Source organism: Mycobacterium kyogaense (assembly GCF_036946525.1).
In the GTDB taxonomy this organism is placed as follows: domain Bacteria; phylum Actinomycetota; class Actinomycetes; order Mycobacteriales; family Mycobacteriaceae; genus Mycobacterium; species Mycobacterium kyogaense_A.
Window position 1 is genome coordinate 46,375 of sequence record NZ_JAQIIY010000013.1, and the last position, 24,835, is coordinate 71,209.

A 24,835-nucleotide genomic window follows, 5' to 3' on the forward strand; every position below is an offset into this window, starting at 1 on the left:
CCGACAGGAGAGGAGCCCGTCGATGACGGACATGACACCAGTTGACGTGATTCACACCAGGATTCGGCCGTTCAACACGAAGGACACCTACCCCGAGCAGGATCTCGACAACGATTTGTGTCAGGCCGTTGTCGCGGGTGGCGTGGTCTACCTCCGCGGCCAGATCGGACAGGATCTCGACACCCGTGAGTCGGTCGGTATCGGCGACGTCGAGGCGCAGGCCGAGAAGGCGATGGCCAACATCGCGATGTTGCTCGACGAAGCAGGCAGCAGTCTCGCCCACATCGTCAAGGTGACTGTCTACCTGGTCGACGTGCGCTACCGCGAGACGGTCTATCGCGTCATGGGACGGTGGCTCAAAGGCGTCTACCCGGTGTCCACCGGCCTCGTCGTCGACGCACTGGCCCGCCCCGAGTGGCTCGTCGAGATCGACGCCACCGCAGTGCTGAGCGGGAACCTGTCGTGACGTTCTCCCTCGTCGTCCGTAGCGGTTCGGCGTTCGGCATGGTCGTCTGCTCGTCGAGTCCCGCAGTCGCCTCGCGGTGCGTGCACCTGCGTGCGGGTGTGGGTGCGGTCGCGAGCCAGAACGTCACCAACCCGAATCTCGGTGCGGTGGCATTGGATGCCCTTGCCGGTGGTGCCGACGCCGACGCTGCACTGCGGGCCACCATCGCCGGCGAGGCGCACGCCGAACACCGGCAGGTCATCATCGTCGACGCCGCCGGCGGCACGGCTATCCACACCGGCGCCAAGGCGCTGGGGACTCGGCACGAGACGTGGACCGAGAACGCTGCCGCGGCGGGCAATATGCTGGCCCACGCGAGCGTCGTCGATGCTCTGCTGGATGGGTATCTCACCTCGACGGCGAGCAGGCTGGAGCGTCAGCTACTCGACGGACTTGCTGCTGCTGCCGACGCAGGCGGCGAGGCGGGGCCTGTGCATTCCGCTGGACTCGAAGTGGTCGAGGACGTTGCATGGCCCGTCACCGATCTGCGGGTGGACTGGCACGACGATCCGATCGCCGAACTGGAGCGGCTGTGGTCGGTGTGGGAACCGCAGAAGGCCGACTATCGCACGCGCGGAATCGATCCCACTGCCGCGCCGTCCTACGGAGTGCCGGGGGATCTGTGACCACCGCACTCGACGACGCCGTTCGGTCCGCGACCGAACGTGCCACCGACCGCATCCTTTCGTTGTCGCACGACCTGCACGCGCATCCCGAGACCGCCTGGGAGGAGGTCTGGTCCTGCGCGCGGGTCGCCGGTGAACTCGCTGACGCGGGTTTCGCTGTCGAAGAGAAGTTCACCGGATTGGAGACCGCCTTCCTCGCGCGCCGCGGCACCGGGCCGCTGCACCTGGCCGTGTGTGCCGAGTACGACGCTCTCCCCGGACTGGGTCACGCATGCGGCCACAACGTCATCGCCGCTATCTCCATCGGGGCGGCGTTGGCGTTGGCGCCCTACGTCGACGACCTCGGCATCACGCTGTCGGTGTTCGGCACTCCCGCCGAAGAGGGCGGCGGTGGCAAGATCGAGATGCTCGACCGCGGCGGCTTCGCGGGCGTGCACGCCGCGGCAATGGTGCATCCCGGACCTGTCGACGTCGCGCGTGCGCAGCCGTATGCCGTGTCGCACAGCCACATTCGGTACGACGGTAAGTCCTCGCATGCGGCCGCCTATCCCGAAAGAGGGATTAACGCCGCCGACGCCTTCACGATCGCCCAGGTGGCCATCGGCCTGATGCGCCAACAACTCCCGCAGGGCGTCCGGGTGCACGGCGTCATGACGAACGGGGGAGAGGCGCCCAATGCCATACCGCAGCGGACCGAGGGACGCTGGTACGTCCGCGCGGGAACGCTCGCCCAACTCGGCGAGTTCGAGGAGCGCGTCAACCGATGCTTCGAGGCGGGTGCCCACGCAACCGGCTGCCAGCTGACGATCACACCCGAGAGCAAGCCGTACGCCGAGTTCCGCACCGACGAAGCACTTCTCGATCTTTATGTCAGGCGCGCCGAGGAGATCGGCAGGCGGTTCAGCGCGGGGTCCGACTCCCTGATGAATCGCGCATCGACTGATATGGGCAATGTGTCGCAGCGCATCTCGGCCATTCATCCCTACATCGGAATCGACTCCCTGCCGGCTGTGAACCATCAACCGGAGTTCGCTGCTGCGGCGATCTCCGCCGCCGCCGACCGTGCGGTGGCCGAGGGTGCGCTCGCCCTCGCGCTGACTCTGCTGGACGCGGCCTCGACCTCCGAGACGCGGCAGCGGCTGCTCGGCTCGCGGGGGCCGGCATGACCATGCGGGTCGAACGCGACCTGCTCGGCGACCACGACGTGCCGGATGCCGCGTATTACGGCGTGCACACCGTGCGCGCGTTGGAGAATTTCCCGATCACAGGCACCCCGATCTCCCGTTACCCGGAGCTGATCGTCGCGCTCGCCTGCGTGAAACTTGCCGCAGCACGGGCGAATCGCCGTCTGGGATTGCTTGACGCCGAGCGAGCAGACGCCATCGTCGCGGCGTGCCAGGAGATCAGGTCCGGCGCACTGCATGACGAGTTCGTGGTCGACGTCATCCAGGGGGGCGCTGGGACGTCGACCAACATGAACGCCAACGAGGTGATCGCCAACCGGGGGCTCGAACTGCTCGGATATCGGCGTGGCGATTACCTGCACCTGCACCCGCTGGAACACGTCAACCTCAGCCAGAGCACCAACGACGTCTACCCGACGGCGCTGAAGATCGCACTGCAGTTCGGCGTGCATCGGCTGCAGGTCGCCATGGCAGAGCTGGTCAAAGCCTTTGCCGACAGGGCTGTTGAGTTCAGCGGCCATCTCAAGATGGGCCGCACGCAGTTGCAGGACGCGGTGCCGATGACGCTTGGCCAAGAGTTCGGTAGCTACGCCGTGATGGTCGGCGAGGACGGCGATCGACTCGGGGAGGCCGTGACGCTGATCTCCGAGATCAACCTCGGCGGCACAGCGATCGGCACCGGCCTCAACGCGCATCGTGGCTACGCCGATGCGGTGTGCGAGGAACTGCGCAAGACCACGGAACTGCCACTCGTCACCGCGTCGAACCTCGTCGAGGCCACCCAGGACGTGGGTTCTTTCGTTCAGCTGTCGGGAGTGCTGAAGCGTACTGCGGTGAAGTTGTCGAAGATCTGCAACGATCTGCGGCTGCTGTCCTCGGGTCCCCGGGCAGGTTTCGGCGAGATCAATCTTCCCGCCGTGCAAGCGGGGTCGAGCATCATGCCGGGCAAGGTCAACCCGGTCATCCCGGAGGTCGTCAATCAGGTCGCGTTCGAGGTCATCGGCAACGACATCGCGATATGCATGGCCGCCGAGGGCGGGCAGTTGCAGCTCAACGCGTTTGAGCCGATCATCGCGCACAGTCTCTTCGAGTCGCTCTCCCACCTGACGGCTGCCTGCGACACACTGCGCACCCGCTGCGTCGCGGGCATCACTGCCAACGTCGCCAGAATGCGCGCCACAGTTGACCATTCCATCGGTCTGGTCACCGCGCTCAATCCGTACATCGGCTACGAGGCGGCGACCCGCCTCGCCGCCGACGCGTTGACGTCCGACTCCGATATCGCGTCGCTCGTACTCGACCGCGGTCTACTGACCGCGTCTGAGTTGGAGACCATCCTGCGGCCTGACAATCTGATCGGTCCTCGACCGATGTGATGATGTCAATCAGGTGCGATGTCGCGGATCGGTAGGCTCAGTTCCGCGGCGGTGACGGTGACGAGCAGGCTCTTGACCGCCGAGTAGTCCAGTGCTCCGCGCATGACGGAGCCGATCGACAAGCCGTCGTAGACGGCGAGGATGCGCATCGCGGCGGCGTTGGCGTCGTCGGTGTGGAAAACCCCTGCAGCCAGGCCGCTTTCGATGATCGCCGAGGTGCGATCGAGCCAGGCCTGCATCAGGCGCGCGACTTCGGCGCGCACCGCGGGCCGGCGACGTCCGGCGTGCCAGGCATCGATCCACAGCGCGCTGAGGCGCTCTTGTTCCTCCGATGCGAGGGTCGCGAGGAGCACTCGGATCGCGGCAACCGGGGATGTCTGCTGGTCGACGGGACCGAAGGTCGCCTCGAGTTCGGCTTCTGCGATGCCGACGAACACCTCAGCGAGCAACTCGTCGACGGACGGAAAGTAGTAACCGATCAGGCCGCCGGTGATGCCGAGCGCGTCCGCGATGGATCTCAACGTGATCGATTCCAGCCCGTCGGACAACGCGAGTGCCGTCGCGTGCGCCACGATCTCGGCGCGGCGGGCCTCGGGAGTCTTCCGCGTCCGCCGGGGTTTGACCTCGGCTCCACTTGACGGCACGCCAGAGATGGTATTGGGTTACTGCCCAACAGCCAAATTGGGCATGTGCCCAATAAGAGAGTCGAGGATGCGTGTGATCACCCCTGACATCGAGTCGAGCTCCTCGACGGTCTCCACCGCTGCTGCCGACGAGTTCGGCCGGATCGAGGCTCGTGGGATCGACTACATCCCGCCGAATGAACGACACGGGCATCCTCGCGGGCTTTTCCTCGTGTGGGCGTCGGCCAACGTCAACTTCCTCTACGTCGTACTCGGCGGACTCCTCATCCTCTTCGGCCTCTCGTTGTGGCAGGCGCTCGCGGTCGTCGTGGTCGGCAATCTGTTCTGGGCGGCGATCGGGTTGCTCGCCATCACCGGCCCGGTGTCGGGAAGTCCCAGCGGCGTCATCAACCGCAGCATGTTCGGCGTCGTCGGGAATCGGCTGAACATGGCGCTTCTCAACTGGCCGATCTTCATCGCCTACGAGGCGGTCAATCTCGCACTCGGCGCTCTGGCGGGCTTCGCGCTGGCCGATCAACTGGGATTCTCGGCCAACCCGCCGGTCCAGATCGTCATCGTCGCCGTCACGGCCGCGGTCACGGTGACGATCAGCGTCTACGGCCACGCGACCATCGTGCGGATGAGCGGCCTCTTCACTGTCGCGCTGACGGTCGTGATGGTGATGCTCGGAGCTTGCGTGCTGAACCACGCGGACTGGGGCTATGTTCCACCTGTCGAGTCCGCGCCCGCCGGTTGGGCCGTAGTGGCGACGATGACCGCGGGCGTGACCGTCATCGCGGCGGCGCCGCTGTCCTGGGGCATCAGCGCCGACTACGCCCGATATCTGCCCGCGGACACCTCCCGACTGCAGGTCGCGGCCTGGACCGCACTCGGCGGGTTCGTGCCGGCGGTGTTGTTGGGTGCCGTGGGTGTGCTCGCGGGCACCGTGATCGACATGACCGACCCGCAGACCGCGCTCGCGCAGATCCTGCCGTCGTGGGCCTACGCTGCCTTCCTGCTGTTCGTGGTTCTCGGTTGCATGACCAACAACATCCTCACCATGTACAGCTCGGGGCTGTGCCTTCAGGCCATCGGGGTTCCGCTGCGCCGCGCGGTCACGGTGCTGATCGACGGTCTTCTCGGTGTGACACTGGCGCTGTACGCGCTGTTCGTTGCGAACTTCACCGACGCGTTGAGCACCACCCTCGAACTGACCGTCGTCCTGCTCGGACCGGCTATCGCGGTGTACTCCGCCGATGTTCTCCTTCGCCGAAACCGTTACGACGGAGGGGAATTGAACGACGTGACGCCGGCGGGCCCGTTCTGGTTCAGTCGAGGGTGGAACATCGCGGGATTCTCGGCGATCGGCGCCGGAGCATTCGCCGCCGCATTGTGTGTCAACACCACGCCGTACCAGGGCCCGATTTCAGCCGCGCTCGACGGGGCCGATCTGTCCGCCGTCGTGGGGCCTCTGGTCGCCGTCGCCGTCTACGTCGCGATGACGCGACTGCTCTACCCCGGCCACATCGTGCGCCGCGATGTGACCGCATGAGGCCACTGCCGGTCTCTGCGAGCTGGTTCGTCGTCACCGACTGCGGTGCGGGTGTCACCCTCATCGAGGAACCCGGGGTGGAGCCGATGCTGCGCGCCAACACCTGGTACGTGCGCGGTCGACGTCGCGACGTGGTGATCGACACCGGCCTCGGGGTGTGTTCGCTACGGGATGCCCTGGCTGAAACGTTCGGCGGGCGTGAGCCTGTGGCGGTACTGACACACTCGCACCCCGACCACATGGGCGGGGCTCACGAGTTTCGTCAGAGGTGGGCCCATCCCGCCGAGAACCCCGGTCGTCCCGCCCACGTCAGCCTTTTCGGGCCCGACCTGTGCGCGGCGCTGGGTGTGGACCCGGGCACCGACGGGATGTCCGGGTGGCAGCTCAACGCTGTGCCCAGCGACGACTACGACATGTCGACGTATCAGACGAGGCCCGCGCCGACCACCGCTGATCTCCGCGACGGCGACGTCGTCGACCTCGGGGACCGCCGGCTGGAGGTACTGCACCTGCCGGGCCACAGTCCCGGCAGCATCGCCCTCTACGACCCCGACACCCGCACGTTGTTCTCCGGCGACGTCGTCTACGACGCCGAGCTGCTCGACGACCTCGTCGGTAGCGACCGCGCCCACTACCGCGAGTCGATGCGCAGGCTCGCGCAGCTGGACGTGGCGACAGTCCACGCCGGGCACGAGCCCAGCTTCGACGGCGACCGCCTGCACGTCCTGATCGACGCCTACCTGAGTACCCCTACACCGGAAAGCACGAGAATCTGACATGGCCCGCTACGGAACACAATTCGGACCCGACATCACCTTCCTGGGAGTGCCGCGGTGCACGTGGGACGAACCCGCGACGTACGCCGACGCCGACGTCGTCATCATCGGCGCGCCCTTCGACGGTGGCACGTCTCACCGCGCCGGCACCCGCTTCGGACCGCAGTTCATGCGGCAGACCGACTACAACCCCCACGACGGATCCCGGCCGTCGCTGGCGATGAGGGTCGACGCCCTCAAGGACGTGACCGTGTACGACGCGGGCGACGTCGAGATGTTCTCCGGTGACGCGGCGAGGTCGGTCGCCGATCTGCAGAGGGCCGTGTACACCGTCACCGCCAACGGCGCGATACCCGTCATCCTCGGCGGCGACCACACCATTGCCTGGCCGGACGCGGGCGGCGTCGCCGAACACGTCGGCAAGGGTCGGGTGTCGATGATCCACTTCGACGCCCACGCCGATACCGGCGACATCGAGTTCGGATCACTCATCGGACACGGCCAGCCGATGCGCCGCCTCATCGAGTCCGGTGCGGTGCGCGGAGATCGCTTCCTGCAGATGGGGTTACGCGGCTACTGGCCGGGGCCTGACACGCTGGAATGGATGGCGCAGCAGAAGATGCGGTGCTACGAGATGACCGAGATCGTTCATCGCGGTTTCGAGACGTGCCTGACCGAAGCCTTCGGGATCGCCACGGACGAATGCGAGGGCGTGTTCCTGTCCGTCGACGTCGACGTGTGCGACCCTGGCCACGCGCCGGGGACCGGTACTCCCGAACCGGGCGGCCTCACGTCTCGGCAACTGTTGGATGCCGTCCGGCGCATTGCCTACGAACTGCCGGTCGTGGGCGTGGACGTCGTCGAGGTGGCGCCACCCTACGACGTCGCAGACATCACCTCGTTCCTGGGCAATCGGATTGTCCTGGAGGTGCTTTCCGGGATGGCGCGACGGCGTCGCGACCAGCGCGACGGCAGCGTCTGGGACCCGGCGCTGCCGCTCCTGGCCGGCCGCGGCGAATAGTCGCCGCGCGTCCCGTGACAACGAAAAAGCCCCGCCTCGGCGGGGCTTTTTTGGTGGTGCGCCGTCAGGGTTTCGAACCCCGGACCCGCTGATTAAGAGTCAGCTGCTCTACCAACTGAGCTAACGGCGCGCGTGGGAGACAATAACAGGCCCGCGCCGCCGGACGGAAATCGTCGAAGAATCCGCTCGTCACGGGCGCTTCTCGATCGCAACGCCGCGTTCACGTGCGCACTCGAAACGCACCGTAGAATCGGCGTCAACAATTCTGGGAATCCGCTGTCAGTATTCCTGTCAAGAGCCTGTAGAAGAGGTGGAGCAAGTATGGCGCAGGGCAACACGGCGACGCGTGCGCGGCGCGGGCGGGCCTGGCTGGCCGCCTTCGTGCTGGTTCCCGCGATGACGCTGGTGATGACAGCATGCGGGAGCGGCGCCGACACCGCCGCACCTGCGGTCATCAACGAGAAGGGCACCCCGTTCGGCGACCTGCTGGTGCCCAAGCTGACGTCCTCTGTCAAGGACGGCGCGGTCGGCGTGAGCGTGGATTCGCCGGTGACGGTGAGTGCGGAGTTCGGCGTCCTGGGCGCCGTGTCGATGGTCAACGAGAACGGCAAGCCCGTGCAGGGTCAGTTGTCCGAGGACGGTCTGACGTGGGAGACCGCCGAACCGCTGGGCTACAACAAGCGCTACACGCTCACTGCGGAGTCACTCGGCCTCGGCGGGGTGGCCAAACGGCAGATGTCGTTCGAGACGCATTCGCCCGAGAACCTGACGATGCCGTACGTGCTGCCCAACGAGGGCGAAGTTGTCGGAGTGGGGCAGCCCATCGCCGTCCGGTTCGACGAGAACATCCCCAATCGCCTTGCGGCACAGCAGGCCATCACGGTGAAGACGACGCCCGAAGTCGAGGGCGCCTTCTACTGGCTGAGCAATCGCGAGGTGCGCTGGCGCCCGGCTGAGTACTGGAAGCCGGGCACCAAGGTCGACGTCGCGGTCAACACCTACGGTGTCGATCTCGGCGACGGACTCTTCGGTCAGGAGAACGTCTCGACCTCCTTCACGATCGGCGACCAGGTCGTCACGACCGTCGACGACAACACCAAGACGTTGACGGTGAAGCGCAACGGCGAAGTCATCAAGTCGATGCCGGTGTCGATGGGCAAGAACAGCACGCCGACGAACAACGGCACCTACATCGTCGGAGACCGTCGCTCGCACATGGTGATGGACTCGTCGACCTACGGTGTCGCGGTCGAGTCGCCGAACGGCTATCGCACCGAGGTGGATTGGGCCACCCAGATCTCCTACAGCGGCATCTACGTGCACGCCGCTCCGTGGTCGGTGGGCAGCCAGGGCTATAGCAATGTCAGCCACGGCTGCATCAACGTGAGCACGAGCAACGGCAAGTGGTTCTACGACAACGCCAAGCGCGGCGACATCGTCGAGATCGTCAACACCGTGGGGTCGCCCCTGCCGGGGACCGACGGCCTCGGGGACTGGAACATCCCGTGGTCGCAGTGGAAGGCCGGTAACGCCAACATTTGACGCCGATCGCCCCGCCGGCCGCGCCGGCGGGGCCGTGTCAGGTCGACGTCGGGCCGGGCCTACTCGTGGGGCTGCTTCGTCTCCGGGTAGTTGGTGTAGCGAAGGATGAACGCCGCTGACGTGATGCCGGCGGCGACGCCGATGACTCCCCACAATGCGATCTGGAAGACCAGCGATCCGAACAGGAAGTCGTAGCTCACGGTCAGATAGAGGGCCCAGAAGACGCGGTAGGCCGACCAGAAGGCCACCAGACCGGTGCTGATGCCGATCATCAGGGCACGCTGACGGTCGACGCGGTTGACGTGGGTCGCGAGTGCGGCGGGGAGCTTCACGGGGTCTGTCCTCTCGACGGTGTGTTCCGCGGTTGCGGTCGAGACACAGTCAAAAGGGGCGAGAGCGCTACCGATCCCAAGAACCGGCCTGAAAAACAAGTCAGGGGCCCACGAGGGGCCCCTGACCGGTGGGGTGGCTGACGGGACTCGAACCCGCGACAGCCAGGATCACAACCTGGTGCTCTACCAACTGAACTACAGCCACCATTGCCGCTTGCACGGCGTCGTCGATACTAGCCGGTGGAACCCCCGTCAGCCGAATCAGTTGCCGATGTCGGCCCCAGTTGAGCGGCAACCGCCGCGATCTCGCTGGTCGCGGGGCCGGGCTGCGGGACGAACGCGGTCTGCCGGTAGTACTTCAGCTCTCGGATCGACTCGTGGATGTCGGCCAGCGCGCGGTGTGCCAGCCCCTTCTCCGGCTGGCCGAAGTAGATGCGGGGATACCAGCGTCGGCACAACTCCTTGATCGAGCTGACGTCGATCATCCGGTAGTGCAGGTAGTCGTCGAGCTTGGGCATGTCGCGGGCCAGGAAACCGCGATCGGTGCCGATCGAGTTGCCGCACAGCGGCGCCGTCTTGGCCTGCTTGACGTGCTCGCGGATGTAGTCCAGCGCCATTGTCTCGGCGGTGGCGAGGTCGATCGTCGACGCCCGCACCTCGTCGATCAACCCCGACTTCGTGTGCATCTGGGTGACGACGTCGACCATCGAGGTCAGCGCATCCTCTTCGGCGTGGATCACCACGTCGATACCGTCGCCGAGGATGTTGAGCTCGGAGTCGGTCACCAGGACCGCGATCTCGATGAGGCGATCGGACCTCAAGTCGAGCCCGGTCATCTCGCAGTCGATCCACACCAGTTCGTCACGCACAGCGACCCACACTAATTCCTCGGCCACACTAAGGTGCGACGCATGGTGACGGAGTCGTCAAGCAATGCGGCGCGGCAGATCGCGGCGGGCTACGCGGGCGATGGTCCCGCACTCGAACTCGGGTCGGTCGTCGTCGACGGTGTCAGTGATCCCACCGCCCTCGTGCGCATCCCGTTGGCGACGGTCAACCGGCACGGGCTGGTCGCCGGGGCGACGGGCACCGGCAAGACCAAGACGTTGCAGATGCTCGCCGAGCAGTTGTCGGCGGCCGGCGTGCCGGTCCTGATGGCCGACGTGAAAGGCGACCTGTCCGGGTTGTCACGGCCGGGTACCGCGGGCGACAAGATCACCCAGCGGGCCGCCGACACCGGCGATGCGTGGACGCCGGCGTCCTTCCCCGTGGAGTTCCTCTCGTTGGGCACCACCGGCTCCGGTGTGCCGGTGCGTGCGACCATCAGCAGCTTCGGGCCGATCCTGCTGTCGAAGGTGTTGGGCCTCAATCAAACTCAGGAGTCGACGCTCGGGCTGATCTTCCACTGGGCCGATCAGCAGGGGCTGCCGCTGCTGGACACCAAGGATCTGCGGTCGGTGATCCAGTTCCTGACGAGCGAGCAGGGCAAACCCGAGCTGAAGGCGCTCGGGGCGGTCTCCACGACCACCGCGGGAGTGATCCTGCGCGCCCTGGTCAATCTGGAGGCCGACGGTGCCGACACGTTCTTCGGCGAACCCGAGCTCGAGCCGGCCGACCTGTTGCGCGTCGACGCCTCCGGGCGCGGCGTGATCTCGCTGCTGGAGCTCGGTGCTCAGGCCACCCGGCCGGTGATGTTCTCGACGTTCCTGATGTGGGTGCTGGCCGACCTGTTCACCACGCTGCCCGAGGTCGGCGACGTCGACAAACCCAAGCTGGTATTCGTCTTCGACGAGGCCCATCTGCTGTTCACCGACGCGTCCAAGGCGTTCCTCGCGCAGGTCGAGCAGACCGTCAAGCTCATCCGGTCCAAAGGCGTCGGCGTCTTCTTCTGCACCCAGCAGCCCACGGACGTGCCCAAGGATGTGCTGAGCCAGCTCGGCGCCCGCATCCAGCACGCGCTGCGCGCGTTCACCCCGGACGACGAGAAGGCGCTGAACAAGACGGTGCGTACCTACCCCAAGACCGACGTCTACGACCTGCAGTCCGCGCTGACGTCGATGGGCATCGGGGAGGCCATCGTGACGGTGCTGTCGGAGAACGGCGTGCCGACACCGGTGGCCTGGACGCGGGTGCGGGCACCGCGCTCGCTGATGGACACGATCGGACCCGACGCGATCAGAGCTGCCGCGGCGGCGAGCCCGCTGCAGGCGGAGTACGGGCAGACCGTCGACCGGGAATCGGCCTACGAGCGCCTTGCCGCCAAGCTGGCCCCGCCCGCGGAAGTGCCGCAGGCGAAACTGCCTGAGCCGCAACAGGTTCCGCTGCCGTCGCCGTACGATCTACCGTCGCCGTACGATCTGCCGCCGATGCCCGAGCCGGTGCAGCCGCGAGAACCGGGCTTCCTCGACACCGTGATGGACAGTCCAGCGTTCAAGAGCGCAATGCGCTCGGCGGGCACCGTGATCGGCCGCGAGATCACCCGCAGCATCTTCGGTACCGGTCGCCGGCGGCGTCGTTAGTCAGACACGGCGCCGCTAGTCAGGCGCTAGTCGCCGCCGAGCTTCTTGTACACCGCGCCCACGATCGGCGCGACGATCGCCCGCGGCGCGTAGCCGCTGGCCGCCGACATCGCCTTGGACGTGATGCCGGGGACGACGCGCATCTTGTTGCGGTCCAGCCCGTCCAGCGACACCTTCGCGGTGTACTCGGTGTCGATCCACAGAAAGTCGGGGATCAGTCGCTCGACCAGGGACTGCTCGTCCGGGTCGGGCAGTTCGGTGCGCACCGGCCCGGGCGCCAACACGGTGACGTGCACGCCGGCCGATTTCACCTCGCCGCGCAGCGACTCACTGAACGTGTTGGCGAACGCCTTCGTCGCGGCGTAGGTGGCGTTGTTCGGGATGGGGGAGTTGCCCGCCGCCGAACCGGAGATGAGGATGCCGCCGGCGCGGCGCGCCACCATGCCGGGCAGCACTGCGAGCACCAGGTCGTGCACCCCGAGCACGTTGAGCTGAACCTGCTTGCGTTCGTCGGCCGGGTCCAGCGTCACCACCGGCCCGAACGTCGCTGTCCCGGCGTTCGCGCAGAGAATCGAGATCTCCCGCTCGGCCAGCTCGGTGCAGAGTTCGGCGCGGGCAGCCGGGTCGGCCAGGTCGACCGCGCGGACCTCGACCGTGACGCCGTACTGCGTGCGGAGGCGTTCTGCGAGCGCTTCGAGCACCTCGCCGCGCCGAGCGGTGATGATCAGGTGATGGCCGCGGGCCGCGAGCTCGACAGCCAGCGCTTCGCCGATGTTCTGGGACGCGCCGGTGACGACCGCGCGCGCCTGGGCACTGGGACCGGGAACGGGCATGGGCGCTGACTATATCGTGGGCGTCCATGAGCGAGTCGCCTCCGGTCCAGGCTCCTGCTGCCGGTCCGGTGCGATCCCGCGTCGCGGCATGGGTGCTGTGGGATTTCGGCGCCACCCCGGTCAACGCGATCGTCGTGACCTTCGTGTTCTCGGTGTACCTGACCAATGCGGTGGGCGACGACCTCCCCGGCGACGCGAGCCCGACGAGTTGGCTGGGCCGCGCGCTGGCGGTGGCCGGGTTGGTGGTGGCGGTGTTCGCGCCGGTCACCGGGGTGTGGGTGGACGCGCCCGGGCGTCGGCGCCGAGCCTTGGCGCTGCTCACCGGCCTGATGGTCGTGCTCGTCGCGTCGATGAGCCTGATCCGCGACGATCACGGCTTCCTGCTGCCGGGGCTGGTGATGCTCGCCGCCACCGCGGCGCTCAGTGAGCTGTCCACGGTGCCCTACAACGCCATGTTGCGTGATCTGTCCACCCCGCAGACCGCGGGCCGGGTATCCGGAATGGGTTTGGGCGCAGGCTATCTCGGCAGTGTGCTGGTGTTGATCATCGTGTACGTCGGCTTCGTGTCCGGCAGCGGCGACACCCGTGGACTGCTGGGGTTACCCAGCGCCGACGGGCAGAACGTGCGCGCGGCGATGTTCCTGGTGGCCGCCTGGTTCGCGCTGTTCGCGCTGCCGCTGCTGCTGCGTGGACCTGCGGGTGCGGGCGTGTTGCCGGCCCGGGTGGGGTTCATCGGTGCGTATCGCCGCATCTGGCGGGAGCTCCGCGAGGAGTGGCGCCGCGACCGCAACGTCATCTACTACCTGGGGGCCAGCGCACTGTTCCGCGACGGCCTGACCGGGGTGTTCACCTTCGGCGCGGTGCTCGGCGTGCAGGTCTACGGCGTCTCCTCCGCTGACGTGTTGCTGTTCGGGATCGCGGCCTGCGTGGTCGCGGCCGTCGGCGCCGTCATCGGCGGATACGCCGATGACCGGTTGGGTGCCAAGCGGGTCATCATCACGTCGCTGGTGGCCATGATCGCAGTGGGGGTGACGCTGCTGGCCCTCTCCGGTGCAGTGGCGTTCTGGATACTCGGGTTGACGCTGTGCTTGTTCATCGGCCCGGTGATGGCCTCGGCGCGCACGCTGATGATGCGGATGGCGTTGCACGGCAAGGAGGGCGTCACCTTCGGGCTCTACGCGACCGCCGGACGCGCCGCCACCTTCCTCGCGCCATGGCTGTTCTCCGCGTTCATCGACATCTTCGACAGCGATCGCGCGGGGCTGGCCGGCCTTTTGGTGGTGCTCGTGCTGGGCCTGCTCGCGTTCGCCCCGGTGCGGGTGCCGGGCAGGCACGTCAGCGCCTAGCGCCTACCCGCCGAACAGACCGTCAGGCCGGCGCCGTCGCGCTGCTGCACCTGGGTGCCGTTGACGGTGATCGAGCACGTCACTTCCCGGCCCACGTTGATGATGCTGACGCTGGCCGAACGCTCGGCGGGATCGGGCAGCGAGACCTCGCGGGTCCACGGCAGCATCACGTTGAACTCGGTCTGCAGTAGCCCGCCGGTGTCGACGTAGGTGATGTTGATGACGCGCCCGGTGCCCGACACCGTGTAGACGACGGTGTCGGTGGGGCCGGAGGGTGTCGTCTGTTCCGGCGTCGTGATGGGTGATGACGGCTGCGTGGGCAGCGGCAGCACCGAGGTGCGCGGCGGTCGCGACGTCGTCGTCGGTGTGGGCCGGGTCGTGGTGAAGCTGGGTTCCGGCGCAGCCGGTGCGGGCGCCATCACGGTCTGCTGGCGGGAGCTGTTGACGATCACCAGCGCGATGACGAGGCCGATGATCGTGAGGACGGCGAGCCCGGCGACCACCCAGAGCCACCGTGGCGGCTTGGGGTCCTCCGGCGGTGGTGGCTCACTGCCGTAGGAGGCGGTGGGGCCGGACGGGTACTGGCCGGTGGCGTAGGGGTCGTAGCCGTAGGACGAGTAGGGCGGCAGCTGCTCGGTCGGCCGGGGACCGGGTGGCGGCTGGTAGGGCGATCCGTACGGGGCCTGACCGGCGTAGGCGGGGTCGGAGTAACCGGGATAGGTGGGGTAACCGCCGCCGAAAGCCTGCGTCGGGTCGTCACGACGTCTGTCGGGTGAATCCGTCATACCCACCTCATGGCTGCAGGGTACCTGTGGCGGCGCCCCGGTGGCCCGGAGCGCCGCCCCGGGCCGAGCGTGTGAGAATCGAGCACCGTGGCACAGCAGGTTCGCCGGGTTTACGGGGCGTCGATGTCCCCCGACGCCACCGCCTTCGCCCATCTGATCGACGACGGGGGATATCCGCGCGCGGTCCAGCGGTTCCTGCGGGGATGGCGGGCGTCGTCGTCGCGCGACGTGGAACTGCCGGTCGACGGGCCGGTCACCAGGGTCCTGCACTCGGCCGACGGTCACTGGCTGGCCTGTCAGGTGGCGCCCGAAGGCGGCACCCGCAGCCAGATCTGGGTCGTCACAACCGATCCCGATGACCGCGCGGCTCGACGCATCGACCACTGGCCCTCAGGTGTGGAGGGCACTGCCGAGCTGATCAGCTGGGACGGCACCCGAGTCGCGGCAATCCTCACCGGCGAGGACGGCGTCGGTAGCTCGTGTCTGATCGATCCGGTCGACGGAATGACGATCGTGCTGGACCGGCGTTCGGCCGGCCGGCTGGTGGACGCGTGGTGCGGTGCGTCGCTGGTGCGGGTGGGGCCGCGTGGATATCGCGATCTCATCATGCTCAGGGGGCTCACCGAGACCGGCCTGCTGCCCTTCGATCCCGGCTCGACGACCGACACCGGGATCATCCTGGACGATCACAGTCCGCGGCGGCTGCGCTACGGGCCGGAGGGTGAGCAGACGAAGCTCTATCACCCCGCCCGCGACTACGACGTCAACAGCACCGAGGGTTTTGTGCGCGCGTTGATCCGCAGCGAGAACGGTGCCGAGCACGCCCGACTGCTCGAGGTGACCGTCACCGCCGACGGCGTCGCCTATCACGTGGTGGCCGAGCGGCAGGGCTGTGAGCTCGACGAGTTCACCGTCAGCGACGACCTGTCCACAGTCGCGATGCTGTGGAATCGTCACGGCGCCAGCGAATTACAGATCCTCGAATACGCCGACTACACGCTCTACGATCCGATTCCGTTGCCCGGCATGGTGGCCAGCGAGCTGTCGATCAGTGCCGGCGGGTCGATGGTGGCGCTGACGGTCGAAGGACCGTCGATGCCGCCCACGGTCGAGCTCGTCGATCCGCGTACTCGTGAGTGGGAGGTCGTGGACCGCGAACCCAGCAGCGGTCCGGTGTCGGCGGATCCGACGCTGGAGACGGTCACCGCTCGCGACGGCCTGGAGTTCACGGGCTGGTTGTTCCGGCCGCCGGATGGTGTCGAGACCATCGGGGCGATGTTGTTCCTCCACGGTGGTCCGGAGGGGCAGGGGAGACCGGGCTACAACGAGTTCTTCCCGGGGCTGCTCGACGCGGGGATCTGCGTGTTCCTGCCCAACGTGCGCGGGTCCGGCGGCTTCGGCCGGTCGTTCATGCATGCCGATGATCGGGAGCGGCGCTTTGCCGCGATCGACGACGTCGCCGATGCGGTGCGTTTTCTGGTCGATGGCGAGTACGCACCACGGGGATGCGTCGCGTGCTGCGGCTGGTCCTACGGCGGGTATCTGACTCAGGCTGCGTTGGCTTTCCACCCCGACGAGTTCGCTGCCGGTATCAGCATCTGTGGGATGAGCGACCTGAACAACTGGTACCGCACCACCGAGCAATGGATCGCCGCCGCCGCGTACCCGAAGTACGGGCATCCGGTCAGCGATCAGGCTCTGCTGGAGCAGCTCTCGCCACTGCCGCGGGCGGACGCGATCACGGCACCGCTGCTTCTGGTGCACGGACTCAACGACACCAACGTGCCGCCCAGCGAGTCGCAACAGATGTACGAGGTTCTGGTCGCGCAGGGAAAGCATGCCGAGCTGTTGCTCTTCGACGACGACGGACACGAGATCGACAAGCGCGAAAACCGCGCTGTACTCCTGAAAGCCATGACGAGCTGGTTGACCGCCGCCTTCACCGGCTGAGGTCGCGTGCGGGCACGTTTACCGAAATTGTCCGCCGGGTAAACCCGACTGCGCGCCACAGTGGGCGCGATGACGGAGGAGGCAGGACATGCGAGGAATTCTCGGCGTCATTGTGCTCGTCTGGTTGTTGATCGGGGTGTTCGCCGCCTATCAACGCGACTACTTCACCGGCGGTGAGGCGAATTGCGCCACCGCCGGAAGCATCGCGCTGACGGTCGTCGCCGGACCGCTCAACTACGCGGGTGTCAATCCGAAGGTCACGGATTGCAATGTGCCCGAACCGAGTCAGTAATCCCTGACAGTCCGTCGCGGAATGGAGGAGCCATGATCGTTCTCGGCGCGGTCCTGCTGATCCTGGGCTGGATCTTCAACATCGCCACTGTGCTGTACATCGGCGTGGTCTTGCTGGTGATCGGCGCGGTGTTCTGGGTGCTCGGGTCCATCGGCCGTCCGGTCGGTGGCCGCCGGGCGTGGTATTGACGCTCAACGGATTTAGGATTCGGCCGAGGTCAACGCAGCGACCGTCATCGCCCGCAAGACGGTTCGCGACGTGGCTTCGGCCGTTTTCGTGCTCCCGGGCTTGATGCTGTGGGCGGTTGAGTTCAGCAAGCCGAACGTCGCGTGCGCCATCACCCGGGCTGAGCTCTCGGACAGGTTCGAGCGGCGGCGCCGCAGCACGCCGACCCAGATTTCGACGTACTGGCGCTGCGCCCGGCGCACCTGACGCTTCGCGGTCGCCGGCAGGCTGTTCAGATCGCGATCCTGGATGCGGATGAGGTCGGCCTCGCCGAAGGCGAAATCGAGGTGGAAGTCGATCAGGTCTGCCAGCGCCGCGTCGGGGTCTTGGGTCTTCTCCACCACGGTCGACGCGCCAGTCAGCAGCCGGGTGCTTATCCCGACCAGCAGTTCAGTCAACAGGGCTTCCTTGTTGGGGAAGTGTCGATAGATGGCCGGGCCGCTGACACCCACGGCGGCACCGATGTCTTCCAGCCTGACTGCGAGATAACCGTGTTCAGCGATCAGATGCTCGGCCGCCGCGATCAATTGGCTGCGCCGGTCAGACTTGGCCCGGCTGCGCCGGGATGCGGCGTCGGTGGCGGTCATGGCGCATCCCTTCCCAGCCGATGGACACCGCGAGTTAATTGTGATTAACATACCACCAGTTAGTCATCATTAACTCGACTCGAGGCGGATTGCGACGATGCCGACGCGGACATCACATCGTGACGACCATGTCGAACTGGTCGAGCAATTGCGCGCGAAGCTGGCCACCGCGGCGCTCGGCGGTTCGCAACGGGCCCGCGACCGCCATGAGGACCGCGGGAAGCTGCTGCCGCGCGACCGGGTGAACGGATTGCTCGATCCCGGAAGCTCTTTCCTAGAGATCGCCGCGCTGGCGGCCGACGGGATGTACGACGACGAGTGCCCCGGGGCCGGCTTGATCGCCGGCATCGGCCGGGTGTCGGGGCGCGAATGCATGATCGTGGCCAACGATGCGACGGTCAAAGGCGGCACCTACTACCCGGTGACGGTGAAGAAGCATCTGCGTGCCCAGGAGATCGCGCTGCAGAACCGGCTGCCGTGTGTGTATCTGGTCGACTCCGGTGGGGCGTTCCTGCCGCGCCAGGACGAGGTCTTCCCCGATCGCGACCACTTCGGGCGCATCTTCTACAACCAGGCGACCATGAGCGCCAACGGAATTGCCCAGATCTCCGCGGTCATGGGGTCGTGCACCGCGGGCGGGGCGTACGTGCCGGCGATGAGCGACGAGTCCGTCATCGTCCGCAATCAGGGCACCATCTTCCTCGGCGGACCACCGCTGGTGAAGGCCGCCACCGGCGAGGTCGTCACCGCGGAGGAACTCGGTGGCGGGGACCTGCACGCCAAGGTGTCCGGGGTCGCCGACCATCTGGCTCATGACGACCGCGACGCGCTGCGCATCGTCCGCCGCATCGTCGGCACGCTGGCGCCGAAGGTCGACACCCCATGGGACGTCGCCCCCGTCGTGGACGCGGTGGCCGACCAGACCGAGCTCTACGACGTCGTTCCGGTCGATCCCCGCGTCCCGTACGACGTCCACGAAGTGATCAACCGGATCGTCGACGGCGGCGAGTTCGCCGAGTTCAAAGCCAACTACGGCACCACCCTGGTGACCGGATTCGCCCACATCCACGGACATCCCGTCGGCATCGTCGCCAACAACGGGGTGCTCTTCGGCGAATCCGCGGTCAAGGGGGCGCACTTCATCGAACTGTGCGACCAGCGCGTCATCCCGTTGTTGTTCCTGCAGAACATCTCCGGCTTCATGGTCGGCCGCGACTACGAGGCCGGTGGTATCGCCAAGCACGGCGCCAAGATGGTCACCGCGGTGGCGTGCGCGCGAGTGCCCAAGCTGACTGTCGTGATCGGTGGGTCCTACGGCGCCGGCAACTACTCGATGTGCGGGCGCGCGTATTCGCCTCGCTTCCTGTGGATGTGGCCCAACGCCCGCATCTCGGTGATGGGGGGCGAGCAGGCCGCGGCGGTCCTCGCGACCGTGCGCGGGGACATGTCCGCCGACGAAGAAGAGGCGTTCAAGGCGCCGATCCGCGCCCAGTACGAGGCGCAGGGCAATCCCTATTACTCCACCGCGCGGCTGTGGGATGACGGTGTCATCGATCCTGCCGACACCAGAACTGTTGTCGGACTGGCACTCTCGGTCGCCGCACAGGCGCCGCTGAACCCGGTCTCCTACGGCGTCTTCAGGATGTGATGATGTTCGATACGGTCATGGTGGCCAACCGCGGGGAGATCGCGGTCCGTGTCATCCGCACGTTGCGCGCCATGGGAATCCGATCGGTCGCCGTGTTCAGTGACGCCGATGCCGGTGCCCGCCATGTCGCCGAGGCGGACGTCGCGGTGCGCCTCGGCCCGGCGCCGGCCCGGCAGAGTTACCTGTCGATCGACGCACTGCTGTCGGCTGCCGAACGCACCGGCGCGCAGGCGGTGCATCCGGGGTACGGATTCCTCTCGGAGAACGCCGCTTTCGCTCATGCCCTCGACGCTGCGGGGATCACGTTCATCGGACCGCCGACCGCGGCGATCCGCACCATGGGCGACAAGATCTCGGCGAAGGCCACGGTGTCTGCGGCGGGTGTTCCGGTCGTACCGGGCATCTCCCGGCCCGGCCTCACCGATGACGATCTGATCGCGGCTGCCCCGGAGATCGGCTTCCCGGTGCTGGTGAAGCCGTCGGCGGGCGGTGGCGGCAAGGGCATGCGCGTGGTGCACGACGCCGGTGAGCTAACCGGTGCCCTGGCCAGCGCGCGCCGCGAGGCGGCCTCCGCATTCGGTGACGACACCCTGTTCCTCGAGCGGTTCGTGCTCAACCCGCGCCACATCGAGGTGCAGGTGCTCGCCGACACCCACGGTGCCGTCGTCCACCTCAGTGAACGGGAATGCAGCCTCCAGCGCCGGCATCAGAAGGTCATCGAGGAGGCGCCCTCGCCACTGCTGGATGCGGCGACACGGGCGCGCATCGGCGCGGCAGCGTGCGACACGGCCCGCAGCGTCGACTACGCCGGCGCCGGCACCGTGGAGTTCATCGTCTCCGCCGACAGGCCTGACGAGTTCTTCTTCATGGAGATGAACACACGGCTGCAGGTGGAGCACCCGGTCACCGAGATGGTGACGGGTTTGGATCTCGTTGAGCTGCAGGTGCGTATCGCCGCCGGCGAGACGCTGCCCGTCGCCCAGGACGACATCCGGATGCACGGGCACGCAATCGAAGCGCGGGTCTATGCCGAGGATCCCGCCCACGGCTTCCTGCCGACCGGCGGCACCGTGCTCGCGCTGCGCGAGCCCGAGGGACCGAGTGTGCGGGTGGACTCGGGACTGGCCCGGGGCACCGTCGTCGGCAGCGACTACGACCCGATGCTCGCCAAGGTCGTCGCCCACGCCGACGACCGGGCGGGCGCGCTGCGGGCGTTGGATGCTGCGCTCGCCGACACCGTCGTGCTGGGGCTGACCACCAACGTCGACTTCCTGCGGTTCCTCGTGAACGACCCCGACGTCGTCGCGGGCCGCCTCGACACCGGGTTGCTCGACCGCCGCGTTCCGGACTTCGCGCCCACGCCCGTGCGGGAGGACGATCTGATCGCCGCCGCCGCGTACCGGTGGCTGACGAGCTGGCCGGCCACGCCCGCGAGCCCCTGGGAGGTGCCGTCGGGCTGGCGCATCGCCGGTCGCGCGCCGATACCGATCCGATTGCGTGCGGGCGAGCGCACCGACCACGTGTACCTGACCGGCGCACCGCAGGCGGCAACAGCGACCGTGGAGAACGGTGAAAAGCGTTCGCTCGATGCACGTCTCGAGGGCGAGACACTCACGGTCACGGTCGACGGGCTCCGCAGCGAGTACCTTGTCGCCGACGACGGCGGCACGATGTGGCTCGCCAGCCAGGGGCGGGTGAGTGTGGTCGAGGAGGTGCGTGAAGCACCCGTGCGGCCGGACGAGGCGCACAGTGGGGACGCCGAACTGACCAGCCCGATGCCGGGCGCGGTCGTGGCGGTCGGCGTCGACGACGGGGCCACGGTCGCGGCGGGCACCGTGGTCGTCACCGTCGAGGCGATGAAGATGGAACACGCACTCACCGCACCGGTCGACGGAGTGGTCGAACTCCTCGTCGGCGCGGGCGAACAGGTGAAGGTGGGCCAGGTGTTGGCCCGGATCACGGCGACCAAGGAGCAACCGCAATGACCGACTTCCTCTCGACGGGCACGCTGCCTGAGGACTACGCGCAGCTGGCCAAGACGGTCCGCGATTTCGCGCAGAGCGTCGTCGCGCCGGTCGCGGCCAAGCACGACGAGGAGCATTCGTTTCCCTATGAGGTCGTCGACGGCATGGCCGACATGGGCTTGTTCGGGCTGCCGTTTCCCGAGGAGTACGGGGGCATGGGCGGTGACTACTTCGCGCTGTGCCTCGCCCTGGAGGAACTCGGCAAGGTCGACCAGAGCGTGGCGATCACGCTGGAGGCCGGGGTGTCCCTCGGCGCGATGCCGGTGTACCGGTTCGGCACCGAGGAGCAGAAGCAGGAGTGGCTGCCGTTATTGGCGTCGGGAAAGGCGTTGGGCGCCTTCGGGTTGACCGAGGCCGGCGGCGGTAGCGACGCGGGCGCGACCAAGACCACCGCGCGCCTCGACGACGGCCACTGGGTGATCAACGGCAGCAAGCAGTTCATCACCAACTCGGGCACCGACATCACCAAGCTCGTCACGGTCACGGCAGTCACGGGTGACATCGACGGCAAGAAACAGATCAGCTCGATCCTGGTGCCGGTGCCCACCCCCGGATTCACCGCCGAACCGGCCTACAACAAGGTCGGCTGGAACGCCTCGGACACTCACCCGCTCAGCTTCGACGACGTACGCGTCCCGCAGGAGAACCTGCTCGGCGAGCAGGGCCGCGGCTACGCCAACTTCCTTCGCATCCTCGACGAGGGTCGCATCGCGATCGCCGCTCTGTCGGTGGGCGCCGCTCAGGGCTGTGTCGACGAGTGCGTGAAGTACTCCAAGGAACGGCATGCCTTCGGCCGAGCGATCGGCACCAACCAGGCGATCGCGTTCAAGATCGCCCGGATGGAGGCGCGAGCCCACACTGCTCGCGCGGCGTACTACGACGCGGCCGCACTGATGCTGTCGGGCAAGCCGTTCAAGAAGGCCGCGGCGGTCGCCAAGCTGGTGTCCAGTGAAGCCGCGATGGACAACGCGCGCGACGCCACCCAGATCTTCGGCGGCTACGGCTTCATGAACGAGTACCCGGTCGCGCGTCACTACCGCGACAGCAAGATCCTCGAGATCGGTGAGGGCACAACGGAAGTGCAGCTGATGCTGATCGGCCGGGAGCTCGGCCTGTGACACGGGTCGTCGTGCAGCGCGGTCTGTGGTTCGAGGAGTTCGAGACCGGCGTGCTCTACCAGCATCGGCCGGGCCGCACGATCACCGAGGCCGACAACGTCCTGTTCACCACGCTGACGATGAACACGCAGGCGCTGCACCTGGACGCCGCGTTCTCCGACGCGCTGCCGCCGTTCCATCAGCGGCTGGTCAACTCGATGTTCACGTTGTCGACGCTGGTGGGTCTGTCGGTGGCCCAGCTGACGCAGGGCACGATCGTCGGCAACCTCGGCTTCGGGGAGGTCGCCTTCCCCAAACCGCTGTTCCACGGGGACACGTTGTATGCCGAGACCGAGGTCACCGACAAGCGGGAGTCCAAGAGCCGCCCGGGGGAGGGGATCGTGACATTCGCCCACACCGGCCGCAACCAGCACGGCGACGTCGTCGCCACCGCATCGCGAAAGACCATGGTGCGCAAGCGTCCTGCCGGGGAGGCATGATGCTCGCCGCTCCCGGTCCCGGATGGCTGTTCTGCCCGGCCGATCGACCCGAACGCTTCGGGAAGGCCGCGTCTGCAGCCGATGTCGTGATCCTGGACCTCGAAGACGGTGTGGCCGCCAAGGATCGCGCCGCCGCTCGCGCCGCACTGATCGAGACACCGCTGGACCCGGCCCGCACCGTCGTCCGCGTCAACCCGGTCGGCACCGCGGACCACGCGCAGGATCTCGCAGCGCTCGCCGAGACCGACTACGGCACCGTCATGCTTGCCAAGACCGAAACCGCCGACCAGGTGGCGTCGTTGGCGCCTCGTGACGTCGTCGTGCTCGTCGAGACCCCATTGGGTGCGCTGGCGGTGACCGAGACGGCGCGGGTCGACAACACCTACGCCGTGATGTGGGGTGCGGAGGACCTGTTCGCGGTGACCGGCGGCACCGCCAACCGGTGGCCCGACGGCACCTACCGCGACGTCGCCCGCCACGTCCGCTCACAGAGCCTGCTCGCCGCCAAGGCCTACGGCCGGCTCGCCCTGGACTCCGTCTACCTCGACATCTCCGATGTCGACGGCTTGCGTGCGGAGAGCGACGACGCGGTCGCGGTCGGGTTCGACGCCAAGGTCGCGATCCACCCGACGCAGGTCGCGGTCATCCTGGCGGCCTACGCGCCGAGCGCGGAGCAGATCGACTGGGCACGAAGCGTTCTCGACACCGCTCGCACGCAGCGGGGCGTTTTCGCCTTCGGCGGCATCATGGTGGATGCCCCGGTGCTGCGGCGGGCGGAGCGCATCATCGCGTTGGCGCCCCGCTCCGGCGGTTCCGCGGCTGGCGCCGGTCAGGGGAACGTGTAGATGCAGTGCCCACTGCCGCCGATCGGCTGAAACGCCACGACGTCGTCGTCCAGCGTGATGGAGCATCCCGGCCCCGGCACGTCACGGCCGGTGGCCACCACCTGGAGCATGGTCACGTCAGGGCCGATGTCGAGCGTCTGGGTGAACGGCAGCGGCGTGTGGTCGGGCACCAGGCCGGTGTCGGGATCGGTGACGATGCTGAACACCTCCCCGCTGCCGAATGCGGAGAAGACCACGTGATGGGTACCGGGCCCGTAGGACAGCGGTTCCGCAACGGCAGGTGCCGACAGCACCGCCTGGGCCACGGCGAGGACCCCGATGAGTGGCACGACGGTGGACGCCGCCTGTGTGGTCTTGTTCGAGGTGAGGATCATTCGGTATTCGCCTTCCGGGAAGTGGGCTGATGGAGTCGCAGTCGCCACTCTGGCGGGCCGACATAGATGTGGCGCGAGTAGTCCACTACCCGATTGATCGGTGACACGGCCCCAACGCGGCCGGGTGTCTTCGCCTTCGGTGGCATCATGGGGAGTGCCCCAGTGCTTCGGCGGTCGGAGCGCATCGTCGCGTTGGCGCCCCACCCCGGCAGCTGACGGACAGACCTCCCACCAGAGGTCGGCACCGACCGCCCCTGCGCTGAGCACCTCAGT

Annotated in this window: 25 protein-coding genes and 2 tRNA genes; 18 read left to right on the forward strand and 9 right to left on the reverse strand. The window is 67.4% G+C overall.

Going from position 1 to position 24,835, the window contains the following annotated elements:
• The first annotated feature begins 22 nt into the window (after nt 1-22).
• Genes PGN37_RS11800 through PGN37_RS11815 form a run of 4 tightly spaced genes read left to right on the forward strand, consistent with a single transcriptional unit; the run spans nt 23 to nt 3,691 of the window.
• Nucleotides 23-466 carry a RidA family protein gene (locus PGN37_RS11800; RefSeq protein WP_335331212.1) on the forward strand — a complete coding sequence of 148 codons (444 nt, stop codon included), beginning with the start codon at nt 23-25 and terminating at the stop codon, nt 464-466.
• Nucleotides 463-1,131 carry a DUF1028 domain-containing protein gene (locus PGN37_RS11805; RefSeq protein WP_335331213.1) on the forward strand — a complete coding sequence of 223 codons (669 nt, stop codon included), beginning with the start codon at nt 463-465 and terminating at the stop codon, nt 1,129-1,131. Before PGN37_RS11800 ends, PGN37_RS11805 begins: the two co-directional genes overlap by 4 nt.
• Nucleotides 1,128-2,297, forward strand: a complete 1,170-nt coding sequence (locus tag PGN37_RS11810) for a M20 family metallopeptidase (RefSeq protein WP_335331214.1) — start codon at nt 1,128-1,130, stop codon at nt 2,295-2,297. The genes PGN37_RS11805 and PGN37_RS11810 overlap by 4 nt, the downstream gene beginning before the upstream one ends.
• Nucleotides 2,294-3,691 carry an aspartate ammonia-lyase gene (locus tag PGN37_RS11815; RefSeq protein ID WP_335331215.1) on the forward strand — a complete coding sequence of 466 codons (1,398 nt, stop codon included), beginning with the start codon at nt 2,294-2,296 and terminating at the stop codon, nt 3,689-3,691. The genes PGN37_RS11810 and PGN37_RS11815 overlap by 4 nt, the downstream gene beginning before the upstream one ends.
• A 5-nt stretch (nt 3,692-3,696) precedes the next feature.
• Here PGN37_RS11815 and PGN37_RS11820 read toward each other — a convergent pair whose 3' ends face one another.
• Complete coding sequence (locus tag PGN37_RS11820; RefSeq protein ID WP_335331216.1) at nt 3,697-4,335, reverse strand: TetR/AcrR family transcriptional regulator; 639 nt, start codon at nt 4,333-4,335, stop codon at nt 3,697-3,699.
• A 67-nt stretch (nt 4,336-4,402) separates the two neighbouring features.
• Here PGN37_RS11820 and PGN37_RS11825 point away from each other — a divergent pair, with 67 nt between their 5' ends.
• The 3 genes from PGN37_RS11825 to speB are packed head-to-tail and all read left to right on the forward strand — an operon-like array spanning nt 4,403 to nt 7,663.
• Nucleotides 4,403-5,866, forward strand: a complete 1,464-nt coding sequence (locus tag PGN37_RS11825) for a purine-cytosine permease family protein (RefSeq protein ID WP_335331217.1) — start codon at nt 4,403-4,405, stop codon at nt 5,864-5,866.
• Nucleotides 5,863-6,642 (forward strand): MBL fold metallo-hydrolase, encoded by a 780-nt coding sequence (locus PGN37_RS11830; RefSeq protein ID WP_335331218.1) that lies wholly within the window; start codon nt 5,863-5,865, stop codon nt 6,640-6,642. The genes PGN37_RS11825 and PGN37_RS11830 overlap by 4 nt, the downstream gene beginning before the upstream one ends.
• A gap of 1 nt (nt 6,643) precedes the next feature.
• Nucleotides 6,644-7,663 (forward strand): agmatinase, encoded by a 1,020-nt coding sequence (speB, locus tag PGN37_RS11835; protein ID WP_335331219.1) that lies wholly within the window; start codon nt 6,644-6,646, stop codon nt 7,661-7,663.
• Between the two features lie 54 nt (nt 7,664-7,717).
• Here speB and PGN37_RS11840 read toward each other — a convergent pair.
• Nucleotides 7,718-7,793, reverse strand: a tRNA-Lys gene (locus PGN37_RS11840).
• Nucleotides 7,794-7,984: 191 nt separating this feature from the next.
• Between PGN37_RS11840 and PGN37_RS11845 the strand changes: the two genes are divergently transcribed.
• Complete coding sequence (locus PGN37_RS11845; RefSeq protein ID WP_335331220.1) at nt 7,985-9,205, forward strand: L,D-transpeptidase; 1,221 nt, start codon at nt 7,985-7,987, stop codon at nt 9,203-9,205.
• 59 nt (nt 9,206-9,264) lie between these two features.
• Here the strand turns inward: PGN37_RS11845 and PGN37_RS11850 are convergent, their stop codons facing one another.
• The 3 genes from PGN37_RS11850 to orn all read right to left on the reverse strand — a co-directional run bounded on the left by PGN37_RS11850 (nt 9,265) and on the right by orn (nt 10,406).
• The gene (locus PGN37_RS11850; protein ID WP_335331221.1) at nt 9,265-9,537 is read right to left on the reverse strand and encodes a hypothetical protein; all 273 of its coding nucleotides are present in this window, start codon (nt 9,535-9,537) and stop codon (nt 9,265-9,267) included.
• A 129-nt stretch (nt 9,538-9,666) separates the two neighbouring features.
• Nucleotides 9,667-9,742: transfer RNA gene (locus PGN37_RS11855), tRNA-His, on the reverse strand.
• 28 nt (nt 9,743-9,770) lie between these two features.
• Nucleotides 9,771-10,406 (reverse strand): oligoribonuclease, encoded by a 636-nt coding sequence (gene orn, locus PGN37_RS11860; RefSeq protein ID WP_335331222.1) that lies wholly within the window; start codon nt 10,404-10,406, stop codon nt 9,771-9,773.
• A 42-nt stretch (nt 10,407-10,448) separates the two neighbouring features.
• Here orn and PGN37_RS11865 point away from each other — a divergent pair, with 42 nt between their 5' ends.
• Nucleotides 10,449-12,056 (forward strand): helicase HerA-like domain-containing protein, encoded by a 1,608-nt coding sequence (locus tag PGN37_RS11865; protein ID WP_335331223.1) that lies wholly within the window; start codon nt 10,449-10,451, stop codon nt 12,054-12,056.
• A 26-nt stretch (nt 12,057-12,082) separates the two neighbouring features.
• On the opposite strand, the gene cmrA is transcribed toward PGN37_RS11865, so the two are convergent.
• Entirely contained in the window at nt 12,083-12,889 is an 807-nt protein-coding gene (cmrA, locus tag PGN37_RS11870) for a mycolate reductase (RefSeq protein ID WP_335331224.1), read from the reverse strand.
• Nucleotides 12,890-12,915: 26 nt separating this feature from the next.
• On the opposite strand from cmrA, the gene PGN37_RS11875 reads away from it, so the two are divergent.
• Nucleotides 12,916-14,235, forward strand: coding sequence for an MFS transporter (locus tag PGN37_RS11875; protein ID WP_335331225.1), 1,320 nt, complete (start codon nt 12,916-12,918; stop codon nt 14,233-14,235).
• Here the strand turns inward: PGN37_RS11875 and PGN37_RS11880 are convergent.
• Nucleotides 14,232-15,020 (reverse strand): MmpS family transport accessory protein, encoded by a 789-nt coding sequence (locus PGN37_RS11880; protein WP_335331226.1) that lies wholly within the window; start codon nt 15,018-15,020, stop codon nt 14,232-14,234. The genes PGN37_RS11875 and PGN37_RS11880 overlap by 4 nt on opposite strands.
• Before the next feature lie 123 nt (nt 15,021-15,143).
• Between PGN37_RS11880 and PGN37_RS11885 the strand changes: the two genes are divergently transcribed.
• The 3 genes from PGN37_RS11885 (at nt 15,144) to PGN37_RS11895 (ending at nt 17,450) form a co-directional block, all read left to right on the forward strand.
• A complete protein-coding gene (locus tag PGN37_RS11885) occupies nt 15,144-16,970 on the forward strand; it encodes an alpha/beta hydrolase family protein (RefSeq protein WP_335331323.1) in 1,827 nt (608 codons plus the stop codon).
• 88 nt (nt 16,971-17,058) lie between these two features.
• The gene (locus tag PGN37_RS11890; protein ID WP_335331227.1) at nt 17,059-17,262 is read left to right on the forward strand and encodes a hypothetical protein; all 204 of its coding nucleotides are present in this window, start codon (nt 17,059-17,061) and stop codon (nt 17,260-17,262) included.
• Between the two features lie 32 nt (nt 17,263-17,294).
• The gene (locus PGN37_RS11895; protein ID WP_335331228.1) at nt 17,295-17,450 is read left to right on the forward strand and encodes a DUF6131 family protein; all 156 of its coding nucleotides are present in this window, start codon (nt 17,295-17,297) and stop codon (nt 17,448-17,450) included.
• A gap of 12 nt (nt 17,451-17,462) precedes the next feature.
• Here the strand turns inward: PGN37_RS11895 and PGN37_RS11900 are convergent, their stop codons facing one another.
• The gene (locus PGN37_RS11900) at nt 17,463-18,074 is read right to left on the reverse strand and encodes an SACE_7040 family transcriptional regulator (protein WP_335331229.1); all 612 of its coding nucleotides are present in this window, start codon (nt 18,072-18,074) and stop codon (nt 17,463-17,465) included.
• Between the two features lie 97 nt (nt 18,075-18,171).
• Between PGN37_RS11900 and PGN37_RS11905 the strand changes: the two genes are divergently transcribed.
• Genes PGN37_RS11905 through PGN37_RS11925 form a run of 5 tightly spaced genes read left to right on the forward strand, consistent with a single transcriptional unit; the run spans nt 18,172 to nt 24,188 of the window.
• Nucleotides 18,172-19,722, forward strand: coding sequence for a carboxyl transferase domain-containing protein (locus tag PGN37_RS11905; RefSeq protein WP_335331230.1), 1,551 nt, complete (start codon nt 18,172-18,174; stop codon nt 19,720-19,722).
• 2 nt (nt 19,723-19,724) lie between these two features.
• The gene (locus PGN37_RS11910; protein ID WP_442932911.1) at nt 19,725-21,707 is read left to right on the forward strand and encodes an ATP-binding protein; all 1,983 of its coding nucleotides are present in this window, start codon (nt 19,725-19,727) and stop codon (nt 21,705-21,707) included.
• Entirely contained in the window at nt 21,704-22,864 is a 1,161-nt protein-coding gene (locus tag PGN37_RS11915) for an acyl-CoA dehydrogenase family protein (RefSeq protein WP_335331232.1), read from the forward strand. The genes PGN37_RS11910 and PGN37_RS11915 overlap by 4 nt, the downstream gene beginning before the upstream one ends.
• A complete protein-coding gene (locus PGN37_RS11920; RefSeq protein WP_335331233.1) occupies nt 22,861-23,343 on the forward strand; it encodes a MaoC family dehydratase in 483 nt (160 codons plus the stop codon). The genes PGN37_RS11915 and PGN37_RS11920 overlap by 4 nt, the downstream gene beginning before the upstream one ends.
• Nucleotides 23,340-24,188 carry an HpcH/HpaI aldolase/citrate lyase family protein gene (locus PGN37_RS11925; RefSeq protein WP_335331234.1) on the forward strand — a complete coding sequence of 283 codons (849 nt, stop codon included), beginning with the start codon at nt 23,340-23,342 and terminating at the stop codon, nt 24,186-24,188. The genes PGN37_RS11920 and PGN37_RS11925 overlap by 4 nt, the downstream gene beginning before the upstream one ends.
• On the opposite strand, the gene PGN37_RS11930 is transcribed toward PGN37_RS11925, so the two are convergent.
• The gene (locus PGN37_RS11930; protein WP_335331235.1) at nt 24,173-24,562 is read right to left on the reverse strand and encodes a hypothetical protein; all 390 of its coding nucleotides are present in this window, start codon (nt 24,560-24,562) and stop codon (nt 24,173-24,175) included. The genes PGN37_RS11925 and PGN37_RS11930 overlap by 16 nt on opposite strands.
• Between the last annotated feature and the right edge of the window lie 273 nt (nt 24,563-24,835).

Excerpts from the sequence above, each read along its gene's own strand:
- PGN37_RS11905 (WP_335331230.1), top strand. The coding sequence starts at position 18,172 with ATGCCGACGCGGACATCACATCGTGACGACCATGTCGAACTGGTCGAG.
- PGN37_RS11900 (WP_335331229.1), bottom strand. The coding sequence starts at position 18,074 with ATGACCGCCACCGACGCCGCATCCCGGCGCAGCCGGGCCAAGTCTGAC.
- PGN37_RS11890 (WP_335331227.1), top strand. The coding sequence starts at position 17,059 with ATGCGAGGAATTCTCGGCGTCATTGTGCTCGTCTGGTTGTTGATCGGG.
- PGN37_RS11800 (WP_335331212.1), top strand. The coding sequence starts at position 23 with ATGACGGACATGACACCAGTTGACGTGATTCACACCAGGATTCGGCCG.
- PGN37_RS11845 (WP_335331220.1), top strand. The coding sequence starts at position 7,985 with ATGGCGCAGGGCAACACGGCGACGCGTGCGCGGCGCGGGCGGGCCTGG.
- PGN37_RS11830 (WP_335331218.1), top strand. The coding sequence starts at position 5,863 with ATGAGGCCACTGCCGGTCTCTGCGAGCTGGTTCGTCGTCACCGACTGC.
- PGN37_RS11925 (WP_335331234.1), top strand. The coding sequence starts at position 23,340 with ATGATGCTCGCCGCTCCCGGTCCCGGATGGCTGTTCTGCCCGGCCGAT.
- PGN37_RS11885 (WP_335331323.1), top strand. The coding sequence starts at position 15,144 with ATGTCCCCCGACGCCACCGCCTTCGCCCATCTGATCGACGACGGGGGA.
- PGN37_RS11910 (WP_442932911.1), top strand. The coding sequence starts at position 19,725 with ATGTTCGATACGGTCATGGTGGCCAACCGCGGGGAGATCGCGGTCCGT.
- PGN37_RS11825 (WP_335331217.1), top strand. The coding sequence starts at position 4,403 with ATGCGTGTGATCACCCCTGACATCGAGTCGAGCTCCTCGACGGTCTCC.
- cmrA (WP_335331224.1), bottom strand. The coding sequence starts at position 12,889 with ATGCCCGTTCCCGGTCCCAGTGCCCAGGCGCGCGCGGTCGTCACCGGC.
- PGN37_RS11865 (WP_335331223.1), top strand. The coding sequence starts at position 10,449 with ATGGTGACGGAGTCGTCAAGCAATGCGGCGCGGCAGATCGCGGCGGGC.
- PGN37_RS11880 (WP_335331226.1), bottom strand. The coding sequence starts at position 15,020 with ATGACGGATTCACCCGACAGACGTCGTGACGACCCGACGCAGGCTTTC.
- PGN37_RS11930 (WP_335331235.1), bottom strand. The coding sequence starts at position 24,562 with ATGATCCTCACCTCGAACAAGACCACACAGGCGGCGTCCACCGTCGTG.
- speB (WP_335331219.1), top strand. The coding sequence starts at position 6,644 with ATGGCCCGCTACGGAACACAATTCGGACCCGACATCACCTTCCTGGGA.
- PGN37_RS11895 (WP_335331228.1), top strand. The coding sequence starts at position 17,295 with ATGATCGTTCTCGGCGCGGTCCTGCTGATCCTGGGCTGGATCTTCAAC.
- PGN37_RS11815 (WP_335331215.1), top strand. The coding sequence starts at position 2,294 with ATGACCATGCGGGTCGAACGCGACCTGCTCGGCGACCACGACGTGCCG.
- PGN37_RS11915 (WP_335331232.1), top strand. The coding sequence starts at position 21,704 with ATGACCGACTTCCTCTCGACGGGCACGCTGCCTGAGGACTACGCGCAG.
- PGN37_RS11875 (WP_335331225.1), top strand. The coding sequence starts at position 12,916 with ATGAGCGAGTCGCCTCCGGTCCAGGCTCCTGCTGCCGGTCCGGTGCGA.